Annotated in this window: 20 protein-coding genes and 1 tRNA gene; 18 read left to right on the top strand and 3 right to left on the bottom strand. The window is 64.8% G+C overall.

The window, feature by feature from the left end; genetic code table 11:
• The first annotated feature begins 7 nt into the window (after window positions 1-7).
• From DNX69_RS00520 to DNX69_RS00460, 16 genes are all read left to right on the top strand, one after another.
• On the top strand, window positions 8-1,636 hold the full coding sequence (locus tag DNX69_RS00520) for a phage tail fiber protein (protein WP_110783952.1): 1,629 nt from the start codon (window positions 8-10) through the stop codon (window positions 1,634-1,636).
• 12 nt (window positions 1,637-1,648) lie between these two features.
• Complete coding sequence (locus DNX69_RS00515; protein WP_110783950.1) at window positions 1,649-2,176, top strand: hypothetical protein; 528 nt, start codon at window positions 1,649-1,651, stop codon at window positions 2,174-2,176.
• Complete coding sequence (locus tag DNX69_RS26195; protein WP_165825148.1) at window positions 2,173-2,349, top strand: hypothetical protein; 177 nt, start codon at window positions 2,173-2,175, stop codon at window positions 2,347-2,349. The genes DNX69_RS00515 and DNX69_RS26195 overlap by 4 nt, the downstream gene beginning before the upstream one ends.
• A 17-nt stretch (window positions 2,350-2,366) precedes the next feature.
• The gene (locus DNX69_RS00510; RefSeq protein WP_165825147.1) at window positions 2,367-2,774 is read left to right on the top strand and encodes a GNAT family N-acetyltransferase; all 408 of its coding nucleotides are present in this window, start codon (window positions 2,367-2,369) and stop codon (window positions 2,772-2,774) included.
• Entirely contained in the window at window positions 2,771-2,986 is a 216-nt protein-coding gene (locus DNX69_RS00505) for a hypothetical protein (protein ID WP_110783947.1), read from the top strand. The genes DNX69_RS00510 and DNX69_RS00505 overlap by 4 nt, the downstream gene beginning before the upstream one ends.
• Complete coding sequence (gene terL, locus DNX69_RS00500) at window positions 2,983-4,731, top strand: phage terminase large subunit (RefSeq protein ID WP_207803092.1); 1,749 nt, start codon at window positions 2,983-2,985, stop codon at window positions 4,729-4,731. The genes DNX69_RS00505 and terL overlap by 4 nt, the downstream gene beginning before the upstream one ends.
• A gap of 1,605 nt (window positions 4,732-6,336) precedes the next feature.
• A complete protein-coding gene (locus DNX69_RS26735; RefSeq protein ID WP_283809311.1) occupies window positions 6,337-6,462 on the top strand; it encodes a hypothetical protein in 126 nt (41 codons plus the stop codon).
• Window positions 6,463-6,517: 55 nt separating this feature from the next.
• Window positions 6,518-7,273: a hypothetical protein gene (locus DNX69_RS00495; protein WP_110783946.1), complete on the top strand. Its 756-nt coding sequence runs from the start codon at window positions 6,518-6,520 to the stop codon at window positions 7,271-7,273.
• 87 nt (window positions 7,274-7,360) lie between these two features.
• Window positions 7,361-7,549, top strand: coding sequence for a hypothetical protein (locus DNX69_RS00490; RefSeq protein ID WP_110783944.1), 189 nt, complete (start codon window positions 7,361-7,363; stop codon window positions 7,547-7,549).
• A complete protein-coding gene (locus DNX69_RS00485) occupies window positions 7,546-7,761 on the top strand; it encodes a hypothetical protein (protein WP_110783942.1) in 216 nt (71 codons plus the stop codon). The genes DNX69_RS00490 and DNX69_RS00485 overlap by 4 nt, the downstream gene beginning before the upstream one ends.
• Before the next feature lie 80 nt (window positions 7,762-7,841).
• The gene (locus tag DNX69_RS00480; RefSeq protein WP_133255947.1) at window positions 7,842-8,858 is read left to right on the top strand and encodes a hypothetical protein; all 1,017 of its coding nucleotides are present in this window, start codon (window positions 7,842-7,844) and stop codon (window positions 8,856-8,858) included.
• A 210-nt stretch (window positions 8,859-9,068) separates the two neighbouring features.
• Window positions 9,069-9,242, top strand: a complete 174-nt coding sequence (locus DNX69_RS26190) for a hypothetical protein (protein WP_165825146.1) — start codon at window positions 9,069-9,071, stop codon at window positions 9,240-9,242.
• 141 nt (window positions 9,243-9,383) lie between these two features.
• Window positions 9,384-9,698 (top strand): hypothetical protein, encoded by a 315-nt coding sequence (locus DNX69_RS00475; RefSeq protein WP_110783939.1) that lies wholly within the window; start codon window positions 9,384-9,386, stop codon window positions 9,696-9,698.
• Between the two features lie 59 nt (window positions 9,699-9,757).
• Window positions 9,758-10,138 carry a MarR family transcriptional regulator gene (locus DNX69_RS00470; RefSeq protein WP_234826804.1) on the top strand — a complete coding sequence of 127 codons (381 nt, stop codon included), beginning with the start codon at window positions 9,758-9,760 and terminating at the stop codon, window positions 10,136-10,138.
• Between the two features lie 10 nt (window positions 10,139-10,148).
• Window positions 10,149-11,195, top strand: coding sequence for a tyrosine-type recombinase/integrase (locus DNX69_RS00465; protein WP_110783937.1), 1,047 nt, complete (start codon window positions 10,149-10,151; stop codon window positions 11,193-11,195).
• 63 nt (window positions 11,196-11,258) lie between these two features.
• Window positions 11,259-11,346: transfer RNA gene (locus tag DNX69_RS00460), tRNA-Leu, on the top strand.
• Between the two features lie 157 nt (window positions 11,347-11,503).
• On the opposite strand, the gene DNX69_RS00455 is transcribed toward DNX69_RS00460, so the two are convergent.
• Window positions 11,504-12,523, bottom strand: coding sequence for a helix-turn-helix domain-containing protein (locus tag DNX69_RS00455; RefSeq protein WP_110783936.1), 1,020 nt, complete (start codon window positions 12,521-12,523; stop codon window positions 11,504-11,506).
• 358 nt (window positions 12,524-12,881) lie between these two features.
• Between DNX69_RS00455 and DNX69_RS00450 the strand changes: the two genes are divergently transcribed.
• Together DNX69_RS00450 and DNX69_RS00445 are read left to right on the top strand one after the other, a co-directional pair.
• Window positions 12,882-13,247, top strand: a complete 366-nt coding sequence (locus DNX69_RS00450) for a hypothetical protein (RefSeq protein ID WP_110783934.1) — start codon at window positions 12,882-12,884, stop codon at window positions 13,245-13,247.
• Between the two features lie 342 nt (window positions 13,248-13,589).
• Complete coding sequence (locus DNX69_RS00445; RefSeq protein WP_165825145.1) at window positions 13,590-17,336, top strand: autotransporter domain-containing protein; 3,747 nt, start codon at window positions 13,590-13,592, stop codon at window positions 17,334-17,336.
• Window positions 17,337-17,426: 90 nt separating this feature from the next.
• Here DNX69_RS00445 and DNX69_RS00440 read toward each other — a convergent pair whose 3' ends face one another.
• Entirely contained in the window at window positions 17,427-17,882 is a 456-nt protein-coding gene (locus DNX69_RS00440) for a GNAT family N-acetyltransferase (RefSeq protein WP_110783930.1), read from the bottom strand.
• A gap of 51 nt (window positions 17,883-17,933) precedes the next feature.
• A complete protein-coding gene (locus tag DNX69_RS00435) occupies window positions 17,934-18,752 on the bottom strand; it encodes an RMD1 family protein (protein ID WP_234826803.1) in 819 nt (272 codons plus the stop codon).
• Window positions 18,753-18,826: the final 74 nt, after the last annotated feature.

Genomic DNA, 18,826 nt, shown 5'->3' with positions numbered 1-18,826 from the left:
AAGGAACATGGCAAGCTACGTATTCTATCCGGGCAACGGCTCGCAGACCGATTGGGCTGTGCCGTTCCCGTACCTTTCGGCTGACCACGTCAAGGTCTACTCGGGCGGCGTCGCGCAGCCGTTCACCTGGATCAACAGCGCACTTCTTCGCGTGACCCCTGCGGTCCCCGCCGGCACCGTGCTGCTGGTGAAGCGCGAGACCCAGAAGACGCCGATGACGGTGTTCGAGAACACGAACAACCTCACGGCCGAGAACCTCACCCTCGCGGAGACGCAGGCCCTCTTCATTGCCGAAGAAGCGTCTGACCGCGCCAACATGTCCATCGCGCTCGACGAAGCGACGGGCCACTTCGACTTCAGCGCCCGCCGAGCCACCAACGCCGCTAACCCGGTGAACGCGCAAGACCTCGTCACCAAGCAGTGGGCCGAGACCGCGCAGACCGCACAGCTGGCGCAGGCCATCGCGGCTAAGGATGCAGCGATCAATGCGCGAGCGACCACCGAAGCTGCTCGGGATGTCGCGATCGAGAAGGCGCAATCTGCTGCAGACGACGCCGACTTCGCGCACGAGAGCATCGCTACAGTCACTGGCATCGCTTCCACCGTGGCGGCCGACAGGGCGACCGTCGCTTCGGACAAGGCTGTCGTCGCTGCATATCGGAACGACACGGCCGCCGATCGTGTTGCTACGGCCGCCGACCGAGTGGCTACCGGTCAGGATCGCGCAGCCGTAGCCGCAGACAAGGCTACCGTAGCGGCCGATAAGGCGACCGTCGCGGCCGATAAGGCCGACGTGAACACGGCAAAGGTTGCTGCACAGGCGGCTCAAGCTGCGGCTGAAGCTGCACGCGATCAAGCCAAGCAGATCGTGGGCTCCCCGGCGGCGTCAGGTGTCACGTTCGCCCCGGCATCGTCCATCACCTCGACCAATGTACAGGACGCGATCGTCGAAGCGCTCGCCGACGCAACCGAGACGGCCAACACGAAGCTGGCGAAGAACCAGAACCTCGCCGATGTGCTCGACAAGGCGGCTGCCCGTTCGAACCTCGGGCTTGGCTCGGCGGCTACCCTCTCGGCCGGTAACACCGCTGGCAACGTAGTCCAGCTCGATGCGGCAGGGCGGCTCCCGAATGTGGACGGATCGCAACTAACCGGCATCCAGGGCATCCCTGTTGGCACTACGATCCTTGTGAATGGCGGCACGGCCCCGCCGGGCTTCCTGAAGGAGAACGGTGCTGTTCTCTCGCGGGCCGCGTACCCAGCCCTGTGGGCTTACGCGCAGACCTATTGCCGCGTCGTGAGCGAGGCGGACTGGGCCAACGGTAATTGGGGTACGTTCTCTTACGGCGATGGCTCGACCACCTTCCGCATCCCGGACACGCGCGGCGAGTTCATCCGTAACTGGGATGATGGTCGCGGTGCAGACAGCGGCCGTCCGTTGGGTTCCTTCCAGGGGCAGGACATCCAATCACACAGTCATCCCTACGCCCTCCCTGCTGGCTACAACTACGGCTACGCTAACGCGTGGCCGCTGCGGGCACACCCGTCAGCGTCCGATACCACTTGGACCGGCGCGGCCGGCGGTAGTGAGACCCGGCCTCGAAACGTCTCTAAGATGGCGTGTATCAAATACTAACGAAGGACTTCAATGCAAATTTGGAACTACGACCCCACCACCGGAGAGTTGGTCTCCACTGGCTTGTCAGATGAAAGCCCGATGGAGCCCGGCGTCTTCCTGCTTCCGGCATTTGCGACTAACATTGCGCCGCCAAGTTTCGTTGACGGCTTCTGCCCTGTGTTTCGCGATGGAGGTTGGTCTCTTGTCGAAGACCATCGCGGCGAGAAGTGGTGGGATGTGAATGGGGCAGAGATTGTCATCTCGGAGCTTGGTAAGGTTCCGGATGGGCTTAGCAACGTCGCCCCTCCGCCCCCGGAACCTGCACCCCCGCCGCCTGCGATTGTAACACCTCGCCAGTTGCGGCTGGCGCTAACCAAGTTCGGGATGCGGCAAGCGGTGGAAGATTATGTGAACACCCAAGACATCACCGTGAAGGATAGTTGGGAGTATTCCTCTCAGTTCGAGAGGACGCATCCTCTGATCCTGGCAGCGGCGGCCGCACTTGGTAAGGCGGAGGCTGACCTCGACGCCTTGTTCGATCTCGCGAAGACCCTGTGACCATTGAGAACGCGACGACCGGCGCCGCTGTAGGCGCTGTTACCAGCCCGATCTGGCTGCCGTCGCTCCACGACATCTCCACCGCCTGCGCTGAGGTGTGGCCGATCCTCGGCGCGATCTGGCTGTGTATGCAAATCGGCTTCAAGCTGTACGACCGCTTCTCCGATAGGTGAGCATCCGCATTCGTAAGGTGGACGGTCGCAAGCACGATCGACTGCTCTGCGACCTCCACGACGAAATCTTCGGGGACACTGCTCCTCAGATCGATACGAGCTACGGGCACCACTGGATCGCCTACGACTACGACCAACCGGTCGCCCTCGCGCAGCTCGTCCCGTCAACCCTCGGCGACGACATCGGTTACCTGAAGCGGGCCGGTGTGATGCCATCGCACAGAGGGCAGGGGCTCCAACTCAAGCTGCTCAAGGTTCGCGAACGCGAAGCCAAGCGGCTGGGCTGGAAGCGGCTCGTCACCGACACCGCGCTCCGCAACATCCACTCATCCAACAATCTCATCCGAGCAGGCTTCACGCTGTTCGAGCCCCCGATCCGCTGGGGCTTCGCGACCGGCCTGTACTGGACCAAGGACATCTCATGAGCAAGGCAACCACCGCAGCCATGGAAGCGCTGCACGGTGCGCTCGCTCTCGCCCTCGCCAACAAGATCGCGAGCGGTGAGGCGACCGCCGCAGACCTGGCTGTCGCCCGTCAGTTCCTCAAGGACAACGGCATCGACGCCGTCCCGACCGATAGCAACGGCCTCGGCAAGCTGGCCGCGCAGCTTCCGTTCCAGACTGACGACGACGAGTGATCAAGACTAAGCGCCACCTGAAGGGGACCACGTCGCTCACCGACGCTGATCCCCTGAAGGCGGACTTCCGCAACTTCCTCTGGATGGTGTGGCGGCATCTCAATCTGCCAGACCCCACGCCCGTCCAGTATGACATCGCGCAGTTCCTGCAGCACGGCCCGCGCCGTCTGGTGATCGAAGCGTTCCGAGGCGTCGGTAAGAGCTGGGTCACCTCGGCCTTCGTCTGCTGGCTGCTCTACTGCAACCCGCAGTGCAAGATCATGGTGGTCTCGGCGTCGAAGCAACGCGCCGACGACTTCAGCACCTTTACGCTGCGCCTCATCAACGACATCGAGGTTCTGCAGTTCCTGCGTCCGCGCGACGACCAGCGGTCCTCCAAGGTCGCGTTCGACGTTGGCCCGGCCCAGCCTGACCACTCACCCTCGGTGAAGTCCGTCGGCATCACCGGCCAGCTCACCGGCTCCCGCGCGGACTACATCATCGCCGATGACATCGAGGTGGTGAGCAACTCCGCGACGCAAGCGCTTCGCGACAAGCTGGCAGAGCTGGTGAAGGAGTTCGACGCCGTGCTCAAGCCGGGCGGCCGGGTGATCTACCTCGGCACCCCACAGTGCGAGCAGTCGCTCTACAACGCGCTTCCGGAGCGCGGCTACGTCGTCCGCATCTGGCCCGCCCGTTACCCTACCGCCGACAAGCGGGAGAAGTACGGCGCGAAGCTGGCGGCGATGATCGCCAACGCGCTCGATGCCAACCCCGACCTCGAAGGGCGCTCGACGGACCCCGATCGGTTCTCCGACGAGGATCTGACGGAGCGCGAGCTGTCCTATGGACGCTCCGGCTTCGCCCTCCAATTCCAACTTGATACGAGTCTCTCAGATGCAGACCGCTACCCTCTTAGGCTGCGTGACCTTGTTGTGCTCCCTCTTGATCCTCTGCGCGGGCCTTCTGACCTTGCGTGGGCGTCGGGGCCGGAGCAGCGCTTCGAAGAAGTCCCAGCAGTCGGACTTAATGGCGATCATTACTATCGGCCTATTTTTGTAAGCCGCGAGTACACCGAGTACGAAGGCTCGGTCATGTTCGTCGACCCCTCGGGGCGCGGCAAGGACGAGACCACCTACGCCGTGGTGAAGATGCTGCACGGCCGGCTGTTCCTCACGGACATCGGCGCGTTCCTCGGCGGCTACGACGAGGGCACCCTGACCAGCATCTGCTTGGCTGCCCGGCGGCAGAACGTGAACCTGATCCTCTGCGAGCCCAACTACGGCGGCGGCATGTTCACCCAGCTCCTGGCCGCGAAGGCGCAGCAGGTCTACCCGGTCGAGGTGAAGGACGCCGAATGGGCGAAGGTCCAGAAGGAGGCCCGGATCATCGACACGCTGGAGCCGGTCATGAACCAGCACCGGCTGATCGTCTGCCCGTCTGTGATCGAGAAGGACTACAGGTCCACCGAGGGCTATGCCGGCGAGGACCAGCAGGGCTACCGGCTATTCTACCAGATGACCCGGATCACCCGCGACCGTGGCGCCCTGAAGCACGACGACCGTCTGGACGCCTTGGCCGGTGCCGTGGCGCACTGGACCGAGTTCATGAACCGGGACGCCGAGAAGGCCCATCTGGCCCACAGGGAAGCCCTTGTGGACGCCGAGCTGGAGAAGTTCATGGCATCGGTCATCGGAGCCGAGCGCTTCTCCTCGGGCTCGCAGGGCCGCTTCGCCAGCTCGATCATGGCCGGCAGGCGGCGCTAAGTAATTAGGTTGCACTTAAGCGATAGCGCCGCCCGAGGGTTCCTATAGGGATATACTGTAGTGGCACTTAAGGTGCTCCTACTGGGGATACTGTAGTACCACTGAAGTGGCCACCTACACGATGGAGACCTAAGAGCCTCTTCTTGATGGTGGCCACGGAGGGTGGACCCGAGGGCCGCCCTATAGCCTCGCTGGGCGCTCGGCATAGGGCGAATGTGTGGCAGGGCGACCATCAATTGCCTCCCCAATAGAGCAGCCGCAATCCCCACCCCAGTAGAGCGACTCCGAAGCTCGTACAGCGCCCTTCCGGCTTCCCGGTACTACCCCAGCGGCCGACCTCGAAAGGCGCACCACGGGCCACGTATGGCGATCGTAGAGTGTCTACGAAGGGTGGGGGAAGGTGGTCCGGATAGTTGGCGCAAATTTCTGAAGGGCAGGCTCGAACCCTATAAGGGCGCGAGTTCCCCCGTGGGGGCCTTCGATCCTGCGCGTCCCGCTTGCGACTGTCACCGCGAAGTGGCACCGCTTGGGGCTAACCCATTGATTTCATTGGACTTGCACGGGATAAGATATCCCTCGGGCCACTCAAACCGCACCGGGCGGGGGCTTTCGGCGCATTGAACGGCAAGGGCACGTCGGCTATCCGTGTTCGTTCGCCCCTATCAGTGTTTTTGCGAGCAGTCAATGCACATTCAACACCACCGCAACGCCCTTTCCGCGCCCGCCCGTGCCACTCTCGCGCCCTTCCGGTGCGCCGCAAGCGCCTTGGCCGTGGTCACCCTCTGGTGCGCTTCTGGTGCGCCGGCCGTGGCCGTCAACGTCGTCGATAGGCCATGCAAGGCTGGCACCGTGGCCGTCATGGTGTGGCACGATAGGGAAGCGAACGCGTCCGACCTGTATTGCAGCGCCAGCGCCGCCGATCCGGGTAAGCCTGAACGCGTCGCCGGCCGTTGCGCCATTGATCCACGCGGCGCGTCTATCGCACGGGCAACGCCGGCCGGCTCGGTCGTGATCTTCCAATGCCAGCCAAGCGCCGCCGGGCAATGCGTCCCTATCTGCGAACGGTGATCAGGCAACCCGTGCGGACCATAGCGTAAATCGATAGCCCGATATCAGCGCCTCCGAACGGTCTGTTTCGTCAAGTTGATCAGCCGCTTATGCGAAAGTGGTAATAACTTCAATTTTTCGGTTGCGTGCGGATCATAGTTGATCTATAACCCTTCCCATTCACCGGGTAACACCACGTTGCCCTTGGGCCTTGGACGACTGGCCGACACCATACCAAATCGTCTCGACTGGTACCGGTCCCGTGGTTAGCACGGGCTGCCTAAGCGCCGGTCGGCTCCCTGAGTGCCCATCGTGGCCGCGCCTTGCTGGCGACAGGATCAGCCGACCCCTTCCCGAAAGGGATTAAGCGCTGGGTCGCGATGGTGGTCTCCAGCGGATCGAATAGATCAAAAACCGAGCGCAGCGGTGCGACCGCGCAGGCTTGTTAGCACGCCGCAGGGTTACGACCCTTTGCAAGCGGCAGATGCCGGACGCCAGAGCTGCGCTTTCTTTTGATCTAACGAATGCCAATCATAGACTAACTACAAAGAGGGTACAATGAGAACGGCAACCTGCATCTACCACTCGCAGCGCTGGAACGACCTTGTCGAAACCGGCTGGCGGACTTCGGTGGTGCGCGTGATCAGCGGCGAGCGGATCGCCTTCATGGTCCGCGAGGACTGACCGGGCGACGTGCGTCCATTTCCCTAAACGACTGCTGATCATAGTGAGACTACACATGTCGAATGGTTTCATCTTCTATCGCGGCCCTTCGATGTTGGACGGGTCGCCGATCATCGCGGTTGCTACCGGCCTTGATCGCGGTTCTCGCAACGGCAAGACGGGCGGCGAACTGATCCAGACTTGGATTTTGCGCGATGACATGGCGCCGCACGACGCGGTCAAGACGGGCGCGGACGCTGCGATTTGCGGCGACTGTCCGCACCGGGGCCGCGTTGAGGATGGCCGCAACGTGGCGCGTAGTTGCTACGTGGTGCCGCATCAAGCGCCGCTGAGTGTCTGGCGCACCGCACAGCGCGGCGTCTATCCCGTCATTGATCCGTGCGACGCTGCGGACGCCTTCGCCGGCCGGCTGGTTCGCCTCGGTTCCTACGGTGACCCTGCAGCGGTCCCGGCGGACGTGTGGGCTTGCGTGCTGGCGGGCGTCGCCGGCAAGACGGGCTACACTCACCAATGGAAGACGCCGCGCTTCGCCGCACTCAAAGCCTTCTGCATGGCAAGCTGCGACACTCCGGAGGATCAGCGCGAGGCGTCCGCTGATGGCTGGCGCACGTTCCGCGTCCGTCTCGACGGTGAGGCGCTACATGATCGCGAGATCACCTGTCCGGCTTCGGCAGAGGCGGGGGCTAAGACTTCCTGCGATGCCTGCAAGGCGTGCGGCGGGTTGACCGCTAAGGCACGCGTCAACATCGCGATCATCGCGCACGGCGCGGCCAGCAAGGTGAATGCCTTCGCTCGTCTTCGCGCTGCTTAATCGAATGCTGACCATAGAATAACTACGTATTGCGGGCGGCGTTTGCCGCTCGCGTTAGGCACTTTCGCCAAGTCATTGAGGGTTACCATGTCGGACCGTGTCGACCACGCGCACATTGAGCGCAAGCGTCGCGAGATCGCCCGTATTGAGGGCGGCCACGCCTATTCAGCCACTGCGGTAGACGCCGCGATTGCGCAATCCAACCGCGCCGGACGCCGCATTTCCAAGCGGGAAGGCGAGCGCATCCACGCCTTGCTGCGAGGGTGGCGGGGATGATCGACGACCCGAACAGCAAGGTCGAGCGCGTCAAGCTGCAGGGTCGCGAGACAATCACGCACTTAGCAACGGTCGACGACTTGATAGTTCACCGTGCCGGCAACGGCGGGTTGGTCGTCGAGTTCGTCGTTTGGGACAAGCGCGACAAGCCGCTTGAAAGCTACCGACTAACTATCTGCCCAGAGGATGCCGAGCGCATCCGCAAGGCGTGAACTGATCCGAGGGGCTGGCCGTGTTGTCAGCCCCTCCAGTGAGTTCACAGCAAGAGGGAATAGCACGAATGGCCGTGCGAATGGTCTACAACACCAACATCCGGGCGCTGCGTTATGACGCGCGGCAAGGTAAGGCGCTGACCGATGCCGAAGAACTACGGGTGAAGCGGGAGGCCGAGCGCTACATCGACGCGGGAGGCTTGCGACGGGGCGGGCCGCGCCTTCTGGTGCCGCTCAATCGCCCTGCGCGGGCCTTCAACCCGTTCCGCAGCAAGCCGCCGAAGATCGACGCTGAACACGTTGTGGTTCGGTTCGAGGGTGCGATGGTCGCGCGTCCGTTCATCAGGTCCGAGACACCGCCTCGCCGGTCCCGCAATCTGTTTCAAGAGTTCAAGCTGGCCGCTCTGGCCGACTTGGAGCGTGTGGAGCGCATGGACATGATGCGAGCCCCGACGTGGGTCGTGGGACGCCCGGCCCTACGTGATCCCCGCAGCCCGGCTGCTGGCGTGCGATCCCGCTGGATCGACGGCGAGCATTTCATCGCCCGGTTGAAGAAGCGAGGCTACTGCTACCTCGGTTCCGGTTGCTACTCGACGGTGCTGTACAAGCCCGGCAGCAACCGCGTTGTGAAGGTGAGCCGCAGGCCCGACAACTGGCTGGACTACGTGCTGTGGGCGACCAAGGCCGGTTATGCTGGCACCTTCGCGCCCGTCGTCCACTCGTTCCGCCGCTTCAATCAGGGACTCGATGGTGAGTTCTATGTGGCAGTGGTCGAGCGCCTCGTCGAGACGGTCAACGACATCGAGCGGCGCGATCGTCGCCACCGCGCGGTCAAGGCGCAGGGCTTCCTGCGCTCGTACATCCACGCCAACCATGATCAGGACGGCGTCGCCGCTGATCGTCTCTTCGCTGGCTCGCTGCGGTTCGCCGTCGAGCTGCGGATGGAGTTTCGGGGTGCCGGCCTGGACCTTCACGCCGGCAACTGGATGACCCGCGAAGACGGGCAACTGGTCTGCACCGATCCGGTCTGCGAGGGGCGGTCGACCGCACCGTCGAGGATGCGCAACCGCGACCTTCGCGCCCTTCAGGCTGCCTGAAAACGTACCAATCGTGGACTAACTACGAATGCAAGTAAGCGTATTCATCTCCAAACGGTCGGCCCATGAAGCCGGCCGCACTGCAATCAAGGGCCGTCCGCTGCGCTATCGCGTGGAACGGCGCATGAACCGTAACCCTGATCGCTCCGCCGAGATCGGCTACCGCGTATCCCTCTGGTCCTGCGAGGGGAGGGTGGGGTGGTTGTGCGAATGACCTACGAACAGGCGCTGGCCATCCTCGGTGACGCCCCGGCCTGGGAGCTGCGGTCGATCATCGAGCGGGCGCCTGACGGGTCGCTGGAAGACGGCGCCGCCCGTGTACTTTTGCGGCGGAAGGTTGCGATGTGTAGGCGAAATCAGAACGCTCCTACCTTCGTTGCATAGCAACACTACAGGTTGATCGTACATAGCTCCGCCCGGATGGGTGGGTATCCACATGCGTACCGGATGCAGGAATTTAATCGTAGACTTCGGGGGAAGTTCTCGTTATGTTCCGCGTCCCAAGAGTGAGAAAGGAGACCTTAAATGGACGGCTTCTTCGAGATGCAGCAGCTCGTGGCCGAGATCACACCGGACGAGCTGGTGTCTCCCGATGTTCCCGAAGGTTATCAAACGGTTGCGGGATGGTGGGCCACTGAGGAAGCGGCGGCCCTGGACCTGTTGGAGAACCCCATCGGAACGCTGTTCGAAGACGAAAAGGAGATCGTTATGAAGGCTGAACAACGCAGCATCCTGTGGAAGTCGTGCTCTGCACCGGCTGCGCTCCAGCGGGTGGGCTTCACCCATGTGAAAGCATTCCCGTTGGCACTCCTACAACAGCACTACCCCTCTAATCCGTAGGCTGTTGCGAGTCGGCGTATGACGCGTTAAATTGCCGTTCTGCAAAAACGGAGGTTACCGTGAAGAAGACCATCGCAACGAAAGCAGATACCAACATCGAAGACGGCCCGTGGGTCGAGAGGCTGGCGCTGTTGATCGACGAGTTCCGGAAGATCAACCCGGACATCACGGCGAACCAGATGTTGGTCCTGCTTCACATCGGCCATAAGCCCGGCATAACCCAGCGCGAGCTGGCCGAGGCGGTGCAGGTCAAGGACGGTACGATTTCGCGCATCTGCGCCTTAATGTCGGAGCGCGGTCACCAAGGCCGCCCCGGCCTCAACGTTGTGTCCATCGAGCCAGTGCCCGGCGACTTCCGGTCGAAGGGTCAACGGCTCGTTGGCAACGGTAGGCGCCTATACGCCAGCATCCGAAAGCTGATGACCGACCCTTCCACATGAGAGGCTCGCCATGGCCACGTACGCCAAGGGCAACAAGTTCATCACCAAGTTCATGGTGGACGGCAAGCGCCACACCAAGATGCACGACACCAAGGAGGAGGGCGAGGCGTGGGAGTTGCAAGCCCGCGCGGCCCTGAAGCTGGGCAAGCCCATGCCCGAGCAGCCGACGAGGGTCGGCGGTGTTGACACCGGCACGATGCAGAACGTCCTGCGGTCTGCGACAACCCTCCACTGGAACCAACTCCGGCGCGGCGGCCAGAAGTCCGTCATGAACGCCGGCATCTTCGTTGACTGGGTCGGCCCGAAGACTTCGCCGACTGACGCCTTCAAGCAGGACAAGATCAGGGACTTCATCCGCTACCTGCTGGAGGAGCGCGGCTGCTCGCCGATCACCGTCAACAAATACATCTCCGCCATTTCGATCCTGGCGAAGTTCAGCGACGTGAAGAGCGTCAAGCTGCCCTGGTTCAAGCCGAAGGAGGACCGCGCCCGAAAGCGGTACTTCACTCCAGAGGACGAGGCCGAGGTGGTCGAGCTGCTGCACCGCTGGGGCCGGGAGCGGGAGCGCGACTTCTTCATGTTCCTGAACGACACCGGCCTCCGTCCGTGGTCCGAGGCGGTCCCGCTGACGTGGGACCGCTGCCGCGCCGATCGGGTGGTCGACATCGTCGGCAAGAGCGGGAAGCTGCGCGACGTGCCGCTGACCAAGCGGGCGGCGCTGATCCTCGCACGGCAACCGCGCGGCCTGTCCGGCCCCTGGACCGGGCTCCACGCCAAGGCGATGTCGGAGCTGTGGGACCGCGTCGTCGCGTGCATCCCTCGCCTCGACGGCGTCGGCCCGAACCGCACGGTGTGGTACACCTGCCGGCACACCTTCGCGTCACGCCTCGTGCAGGCCGGCGAGGGCTACGGCCACATCGGCAAGCTGATGGACAACAGCCCGGCCATGATCGAGAAGGTCTACGGCCACCTCGATCCGAAGCACCTTCGGGATGCTCTCAACTCTCTGGAGCGCTACGGGAATGGGACGCATCTGTCCCTTGTTTCGTCCTCCTGAGTGGGTGACAAATCGGGTGACAAACCCGGTGACAAATGGCACCTACAACTTCGCTGCGATGATGCGGGCGTGGCGAAATTGGTAAACGCAACGGACTTAAAATCCGTCGGCTTTCAATGCTTTGCGGGTTCAAGTCCCGCCGCCCGCACCACGGTCTGGTGACAAATCCACGGGTCTTAAAATCCCTCGGCTCGAAAGAGCTGTGCCGGTTCGACCCCGGCCGCCCGCACCAGGGTCTTTGATGAGGCGAATGGTTCGGAAGGTCGATCGTGCCGCGATGGCGGTGAGCGATCGCAGCGACGTTCTGGTCAGCGTTGGACCAGCCGGTGGAGCAGATCGTCCGGTCCCCGCACGCCGCCGGTCTCGCGCAGCCAGGCTTCGGACAACTCCCTGATCTCGCCCGGCGTCATTCCGAACTGCCGGCGGAAGGCGCGCACGAAGGTGGAGTCGCCACTGAACTGCAGATCGACCGCGAGGTCGATCAGACGCTGGCCCCGCGCGCCCGGCGTAATCAGCAGGCGCAGGGCGCGATTGAGCCTTTGATCCTGGACGTAGCGCGCAAGCCCGCCGTCGGGACCGAACAGCCTGTACAGGCTCGCGCGCGACACCTGAAAGCGACGGACCAGGCCGTCGACGCTGAGCGCGCCGGTGTCGAGATGGGTGTCGATGTGGTGCTTGATCGCCGCCAGCAGCAATTCTCGCTCCGCGCGTCCGACCGCGCCGCGGGCGTCGGTCGAACGCCCGGCGACCTCCGCCATCACATCGCACATGAATTCGACCGCGGTCTTGCTGTCGGCGGCCGCGTTGGCGCTGTCGGATTGCTGCAACAGCACCGCGAACTGATCGGCGAGCAGGCGGGCTCTGCGATCGGCCGCCGGTAGCAGCGTTGCGGTCACCGAGTCCGGATGCGCCAGCCGCGGCACCAGCAGGAGACGTGGCACGATCAGCGTGACCAGCCGCGAGCGTTGGTCGCCATCGCCGATCAGCACCGTCCGGTTCGGCTTCGCCATGTCGATCAGGCAGATGTCGCCGGGCTGCAGCGTGATCTCGCGGCGGCCGGAGGCGAACCGCATCTGCCCCTGCAGGCACAGCGTGAACTGATAGTGATCGAGGCCGCCACGCGCGACGTGCGCCGCGGAGCGGTCGTATTGCAGCGGTGGCGAAGCGGTGTCGATCAGCAGCCAGCCGCCGGCCAGCCTGGTCGTCGATGTGATGTGAAAATCGGCCGGCGGGCCGAGCGGGGTGACGTCGCAGATATCCGTCGTCGCCGCGCGCAAATCCGCCAGCGTTTGCTCGAGGATGCGGGGATCGGCCGCGGTCTCGCTCATGTCTCCCTCGTCTGCATCATCGTCCGACGAGGCCCAACCAACCTGTTCGTGGCTCTGTCCCCGCCATTTCGCGGCAAGCTGACAGCCGATTTGTAGTCACCGCAAAATCGGCCTGCAAGCGACACGGATGTGATGAGGCCGGCGTGCTTACTCAGAACGAAAAGGGGTATGTGAAAACTCATTCCCGTATTGCGAGCATGATGTGCTGTCCGTGCATCAGTATGCGGCTGAATTGACCGCTGAGACGCTGGGCACATCGGGCACACCGTCGAGTTGCTAACAATCACTTTCAACGGAGAGCCGTCGAGGCCGATTGATCGCCTCGCTCCGACAGTCGTGACCGATTTTTGAGCTTGTCATGAAAATCAAGTCTTACTTGCCTTCGCGCGCCCGGCCGGGTGCGCTGCGCTTCCCGTATCTCCGGCATTCTGGCGCCGCAAGCCCGCTGAAATGGCGGCTGCTGGTGTCGGTCGCGCCGCTGTCGATCCTCGCGCTGGCATCGCTGTGCGCCGCATTGGGGTGGGCGGATGTCGCGATGGCGTCGCCGGGCGCCGCCACGTCCGCGGCGCTCAGCCAGGTGGTGAGTGTGCCAGCCGACAGCACCAAGCTGCGATCGATGCAGATTCTGGCGACCAAGGCCGTGTCGCAAATCTCGGGCCAGGCCATCTCCGGCGCGGTCGACGGCGCGATCGCAGACGGCTTTCCGATAATGCGCAGCTTATGACGCCAAACGCGACCGACGCCAGCGGCTTGGCGGACGTCGCAACCGCACCGCTCGTTGCATTGGACGCGTGGTCGGCGCGCGCCGTATCCGGTGTAGCCATGAGCTTCGCGGCGGGCCACGCCTCACCTTCGGCGGCCTGGGCACTGACTACACATTCTGGACCGCCAAAGCGCGGGTCGCGTTCGCACTATGAGTTGGCTCCGCGCCGCTGCTGTATCTGTGGTGACGGCGAATACTGAACATTGAGCGAGCACTTTCGTGAAAGACGAAGCCACTCTGACCAACGGAAGACATGGAATGCTGTGGCGTATGGCAAAGTCGTTTGCGGGCGTAAGGTACAACGTGAGGCTACATTCCGAGCTGTTGAGCGGCACCGCGTTATCTTCGGTCGTCATTGTCCTTGCTTTGGGACTATCAGGTCCAGCGCTGGCGGACGGCGGCACCGGCGGCCTCGGCACCGGCAGTTTCAGTGGCACAGGAACCGATGGCCCTGGCGGCGCCGGCGCTACGGGATATAGCGGTCAGGCCGGCAGCGACGGTCAGGATGGCACTGGCGACTACGGCGGCGGCGGTGGCGGCGGTGGCGCTGCCGGCGGCGGTGCTGGTGGTGCCGGCGGCCGCGACGGCAGCGGCGCAGCATCGGGTGGCGCCGGTGGCACCGGCGGCACGAACGGCGCTACCGGTATCACGTCCGTATCCGTGGGCGTCACGGTTAGCGGTGGCATCGGCGGCAGCGGTGGCGCCGGCCTTACGTCCGCGTCGGGTCTGGGCGGCGGTGGCGGCGGTGGCGGCGGCGCTGGCGGTTACGGCGTCGTTGAAACCACCGCTCTCACGCTCACAAATAACGGAACGATCTCCGGCGGCGCCGGGGGTAATGGCGGCGGCACCGGCGGCGGTCTCGGTACGAATGGTGCAAATGGCGATGGCGGCATTGGCGTCCTCTTCACCGCCGGCGGCATTCTCGAGAACTATGGCTCCATCTATGGCGGCAGTACGACTAGCGCCAAGGCCGGGACCGCCGTTGTCGGCAGCAATCTGACGATCCTCAATGCCGGGACCATCTCGGGCGGCAACGGCACGAGCCGCAAGGCGATCGATTTCGTGAGCGGCTCCAATGTTCTTCAACTCCTGCCCGGCTCCTTCATCAACGGAAATGTCGTTATCGAAGCCGGGGCCAATCTGACGATTGACCAGAGAAGCGCCGGCGTCGACGCATCATTTGGAATTCCTTTCACCACCAACATTGCCGGATCCGGAACCCTCATCGTCGATGCGGGGACGCACAAGCTGACGCTGAACACAAGCGCAGGCGGCTTCACCGGCGCCGTCAATTTAGCCAGCGGAACGCTGACCATCGCCAGTGCCAACGCGCTCGGCTCCGGCACGTTGGCGCTCGCGGCCGGCACGACGCTCGCCTTCACCGGCGGCAATTATACGATCGCCAACAACATCACGATCAGCGGCGATCCGATTTTCACGCCGGCGGCCGGCACCACGCAGACCATTTCGGGTGTAATCGCCGACGGCGGTTCGCCGGGTTTCCTCGAGATGCTCGGTCCCGGCACGCTGGTGCTGTCGGGCGTCAACACCTATTCGGGCGGCACCCTGGTCACGGGCGGCCTGATCAACTTCAATGCCGCCAACAATTTTGGCACCGGGCTGATCGCGCTCGACGGCGGCGGCCTGCAATGGGCGACCGGCACCACGACCGACATCTCCGCGCGGCTCGCCGCCCTCGGCAGCCATGGCGGCAGCTTCGATACCAACGGCAACAACGTCACCTTCGCCACCGGCCTGACCGGCAGCGGCGGCCTGACCAAAACCGGCGCGGGCTCGCTGGTGCTGGCGGCGGTGAATGCCTACACCCGCGCCACGCTGATCAATGCCGGCACGCTGGCGCTGAGCGGCGCGGGCAGCATCGCGGCGTCGAGCGGCGTCAGCATTGCCTCGGGCGCGGCGTTCGAAATCTCCGGCACAAACGCTGGCGCGACTATCACGACGCTGGCCGGCGTCGCCGGGGCGACGGTCGCGCTCGGTAGCAAGTCCCTGACGCTTGCGAATGCCTCCACGACGTTCGCCGGGCAGATCACCGGCACGGGCGGCCTTACCATCGCCGGCGGCACCGAGACGCTGACCGGCGCCAACAGCTATTCGGGCGGCACCACAGTCGCAGCCGGCACGCTGGCGCTGAGCGACGCCGGCAGCATCGCTGCGTCGAGCGGCGTCAGCGTCGGCACGGGCGCGGCGTTCGATATCTCCGGCGCCACCGCCGGCGCCACCATCGCGACGCTGGCCGGCAGCGGCGCGGTCGCGCTCGGCAGCCAGACGCTGACGCTGGCGAATGCGTCAGGCAGCTTTGCCGGCACGCTCGCCGGCTCCGGCGGACTGACGCTGGCCGGCGGCCGCGAGACGTTGAGCGGCACCAACACCTATTCGGGCGCGACCACGATCAACGGCGGCACGCTGGTGGTGAACGGCTCGATCGCCAATTCGGCGACCACGGTCGCCGGCGGCGCGACGCTGGCCGGCACCGGCACGGTCGGCAGCCTCACGGTGGCCAGCGGCGGCACCCTGGCGCCGGGCTCCGGTGTCGCCGGGACGACGTTGCATGTGGCCGGCAATCTCGCGTTCCAGTCGGGCGCGCTGTATCTGGTTCAGATCAATCCATCGACCGCGTCCTCGACCATCAGCGGAACGGCGACGCTGGCCGGCAACGTGCTGGCGGTGTTTGCGCCGGGCAGCTATCTCAGCAAGGACTACACCATTCTCACGGCTTCCAGCCGGACCGGGAGCTTCGACGGGCTGACGAGTTCCGGCCTGCCGACCGGATTCACCGCCCGTCTCGACTACTCCACGCCGAACAGCGTGACGCTGAAGCTGCAGGCCCGGCTGGGCGACACCGCCGGCTTTGGCCTCAACCTGCGCGGCGTCGCAAATGCGCTCAACGGTTACTTCAACGCCGGCGGCACGCTGCCGCCGGGCTTCGTCGGCGTGTTCGGTATGACCGGCCTGAATCTCGCCAACGCGTTGACCCAGCTCTCCGGCGAGCCGGCGACCGGCGCCCAGCAGAGCGCGTTCCAGATGGGAACGGCGTTCCTCGGACTGATGACCGATCCGTTCGTCGATGGGCGCTCCGAAGGCGAGGGTGCCGGCGCGCTCGGCTATGCGCCGGAGCGTCCGCCGCTGCCGGCGGGCGTCGCCTCGGCCTATGCGGCGATAACCAAGGCGCCGCCGCGCCCGGCACGAGCCTATGAGCCGCGCTGGAGCCTGTGGGGAGCGGCCTATGGCGGCGGCAGCCGTATTGCCGGCGATGCGGCGATCGGCAGCAACGATCTGACCTCGCGTGCCGGCGGGGTTGCCGCGGGCGCGGACTATCAGCTCTCGCCGTTCACCCGGCTCGGCTTTGCGCTGGCGGGCGGGCAGAGCAGTTGGAATCTCGGGCAGGGCCTCGGCAGCGGTCGCGGCGATGCTTTCCAGGTCGGCGTCAACGCCAGGACGACTTCGGGCCCGGCCTATCTCGCCGCCTCGCTGGCCTTCGCCAATCACTGGATGTCGACCGACCGCATGTCGTTCGCGGCGACGCGCAGTACCGCCAGCTTCATCGCGCAGAGCTATGGCGGACGGCTGGAGGCGGGCTGGCGCATCGCGTCGCCGTTCGTCGCGGTGACGCCCTATGCGGCGGTGAACGCGCAATGGTTCGATACGCCCTCTTACAGCGAGACCAGCCCCGCCGGCCTGTTCGGCCTCGGCTATGCGAGCCGCAGCGCCAGCGACACCCGCGGCGAGGCGGGTGCGCGGCTCGATCGCAGCGTCGCGCTCGACTCTGGTTCACTGCTGACACTGCGGGCGAAGTTGGCCTATGCGCACGACTGGGTCAGCGATCCCTCGCTGACCGCGACCTTCCAGGCGCTGCCGGGCGCGAGCTTCGTCGTCGCCGGCGCCGCGCCCACGCGCGATTCCGGCCTCGCCTCGGTGGGCGCCGAGTTGCGCTTCGCCGGAGGCCTCGCGCTCAGTGCCAAATTCGACGGAGAATTCGCCGCGCATGCTCAGACCTACGCCGGCACGGCAACGCTGCGCTATCTTTGGTGAAGCATGGCGGCCGAGGCGATCGTGGAGGGTCGGAAGCTCCCCCAGGCCGAGCTGCTTGCGGGCGGCCAGGCTGCCCCGCACCACCAGCAACTACCCCATCCGCTTCACCATATGCACCACCCGTGCCCCGTTCGCGCGGGTTTCCAGCCGTTCCTGAGCGTAGCCGAGCGAGGCGTACAGCCGGATGTTCTCTTCGAAGCGTTCGTTGGTGTAGAGCCGCAGCGTGGTGCGGCCGGCCTCGGTGGCGATCTGCTCGGCGAGCGCCATCAGGCGGCGGCCGTATCCACGCTTCTGGGCGTCGGGCGACACCGCGACGTTGACGATCAGCAGGTCGTCGTCGCGCCGTTCGGTTTCGATCAGCGCTGCGAGCTCGCCACCAACCTCCAGCAGGTCGAAGCGATGCTCCCGGATTGCGACCGCGTAGTCGGCGAGCATCGGCAGCGGCTCGTAGCCGATCAGCGCCAGCCACTTGCCATAGGCGCGCATCGTCAGGTCGGTGATTGCGTCGACGTCGGCGGGCGTCCCGCGCCGGATCTGTTCGGCCATGCGATGCCTTTCGTTGTGGGCTGGACGATCCCGCCTTTGCCGCTCGCGGTCTCAGTGTCCGCGTCCGATCGCGATCTGATAGACCCCGATCACCACCTCGAATGCGATCAGCAGCACCACGATCAATTCGAGGCGCAGCGCGCGGCGCGTGTCGATGATGTCGGCCAGCGTCGCGGCGGTCTCGGAGATCACCGCGAGCTTGCGGTTCAACGTCTCGACCCGCTCACGCAGCTCGTACTCGTCCTCGAGCCGGGCGTAGAGCCGCTCCAGATCGGGGCGGTCCCACAGGGCGTCGGGCTTCTCGGTGATCGCGACGCGGCCGGATACGCGGTGCTGGACCAGGAGCGCCTTCCCGATCAGCCGCATCATCTCGGTGCGGCTGCGCTTGGTGCGGCCGTGGTCGGACAGCTCCTTGGCGAACGGTTCGATGACTTCGAACACCTTGGCGGCTTCGCGCTCGTCATGCGCGAGCACGACACTCTTGGCGAGCGCGTCGGCGATCACCAGCAGCCGCTCGGGCGACAATTGCCGCAGTTGAATAGGGCCGCCGGCAGGGACCTGGTCTTCGCCGTCGCCGGCGATCTCGACCGTCGCGGTTTCCTCGTCGACGCTGTCGAACAAGCCGCCGATCCGCGGCCGCAGCCGATCGAGAAACTCCTTCTCTTCGCTTGCCGTCAGCCCGATCAGCACCACCACGCCGTAACGGAACAGCACCGCGATCCCCGATGCGCCGCCGCGGATCGCGAGCGGGACCGAGGAAAGTGCGTGTTGTTCGAACGCCGCGGTATTGATTCGCTCGCCGAGATACATCGCGTGAGCGTCGACTTTGGCGCCCATTGTTTCGGCGGGAAATGTCGGTTTGGTCGGCATGCTCTATCCGGAAGTGCTCGCTCGAGGTACGAGGCAAGTCTATCGCATCCGATCATGTAGTGAGGATGTCCGAG

Origin of the sequence: Rhodopseudomonas palustris, from assembly GCF_003226555.1 — a bacterium.
Lineage (GTDB): Bacteria > Pseudomonadota > Alphaproteobacteria > Rhizobiales > Xanthobacteraceae > Rhodopseudomonas > Rhodopseudomonas palustris_I.
This window is presented reverse-complemented; position numbering and strand designations above follow the sequence as displayed.